The sequence below is a fragment of the Candidatus Diapherotrites archaeon genome (genome assembly GCA_040755695.1).
Taxonomy (GTDB): Archaea; Iainarchaeota; Iainarchaeia; order Iainarchaeales; family 1-14-0-10-31-34; genus JBFMAK01.
On the sequence record JBFMAK010000022.1, the window covers coordinates 1 to 1560 of the forward strand.

1 protein-coding gene is annotated in these 1560 nt (G+C 52.4%); it reads right to left on the bottom strand.

From position 1 onward, the window contains the following. Positions 1 to 164 precede the first annotated feature (164 nt). Positions 165 to 1412, bottom strand: a complete 1248-nt coding sequence (locus AB1467_07425; protein ID MEW6296085.1) for an IS4 family transposase — start codon at positions 1410 to 1412, stop codon at positions 165 to 167. Between the last annotated feature and the right edge of the window lie 148 nt (positions 1413 to 1560).

Consider the following 1560-nt stretch of genomic DNA (forward strand, 5'->3'; position numbering starts at 1 on the left):
CAGTAACGTTGCATTAAAACCGTTGCCGGTTGTCAACCCCCAATTCGGCAACGGGCACCGGAGACACTGACTAACAATTATGGTGTATACATACAGCGTCTAAATTCCGGCAGGGCCAAAACCAAGGGGGTCTTTAAGGTAGCCCTGGTCCACTTTGCAACAACCTAAAGTATTACCGGGTCGTAGGTCAGATCATCTAGATGATCTGCCTCTCGGGCCGTCACCTGCCTTAAGGTTTCTTGGAAGATCGCTTCGTGGTTCATCCTTCGTCGGCCTTTGGAACTGGGGCCGTGCCGCTCGTAGAGCTTGCGGACGAAGGACGCGAACGAATCGTAAAGGCAGGTGCGCAGCTGCTGGACTACGGTTAGCAATGTTCCTTGAAAACCGGTCTTGATCTGTACTAACAGCACCAGGCAGTAAGTGATCAGTGCAATAATGAGCTGGTTTTCCACCGCCCGCTGGCTCAGTCCGTAGAAGTGCTTGACGCGCAAATGCTGCTTGATCCACTTGAAGAACACTTCGATCTGCCAACGGTAGCGGTAGATGTCACTGATCTCGGCGGCCGAACGTTCAAAGTCATTGGTCAGGATGATGATCGGGTTGCCGTCGGTGTCTTCGGTTTCGATCAGCCGCAAGGGGTTTTTCATCCTGCTGATGCTGTTGATGCCAAGAATAACGTGCTGATCCTTTTGGACCTTACCGTTCGGGGCTACCGGCCTTTCGGCGATTACTTCTGTTACGGCGTTGCTTTTGAGGCGGGTCACAAAAAGAACGCCCCGGTCACAGTAGCGGTCAAACAACTTGTAGTCCAAGTAGGCCCGGTCGAACACGTTCAGCGCGCCTGCTTCCTCAACGACCAGCTCTTCCATTTTGGTCTTGTCGGACTGCTTGGCCGCGGTAACGGTTGCTTGGTCCGGCAGGGCCCTCCCGTTGTGGAAGGCCAGTCTAAGATGTAGCTTGACGCCGCCCCTGGCCTTCGTAAATACGGCCCAGGGGTACCGGGAAAAACACAGGCCTACGGTGGTGGAATCGATCAGGTACAGCCGGCCGAGGGCGTTGTTGACATTATGGACACCGTATTGCTTGATATATTCTCGAATTGTGTTCCGAAAAACATCCTCGACGATTTCCGGCGGCAGACTCCGCAATCTTCGGGATAACTGAGCGGGGCTGATTGATTCAAGTTGGACCATCCGACTCAGCCGGTCATCCTTGAGACTGCCGCTGATGGCACGCAATCCCCGGAGCTGCCCCAAATGGGCGAAGACTACAAGTTGGATCAGTTGTAGGGTGGCTAGTTTCTTGGCGTACCTATCAACCCCCAGGTGGATCAAGAGATTTCGGATCGAGTCAGAGAAAACCGGGCTAAACAGTTGCATAAAAGTGGATTTTGCGGTATCCTTGTCCTGCATAGTGATCTCCCTTATGAAGAGATTTGGGCAAGGACTACCTCTAATCTCTATTATAAGGGATTTTCCTTTGTTTGTCGAGTGTTTTAGCCTGTTTTCGCCCCAATTCGTCACTTGACAACCGCATGTCATGTTTAGGCAACGCTACTGG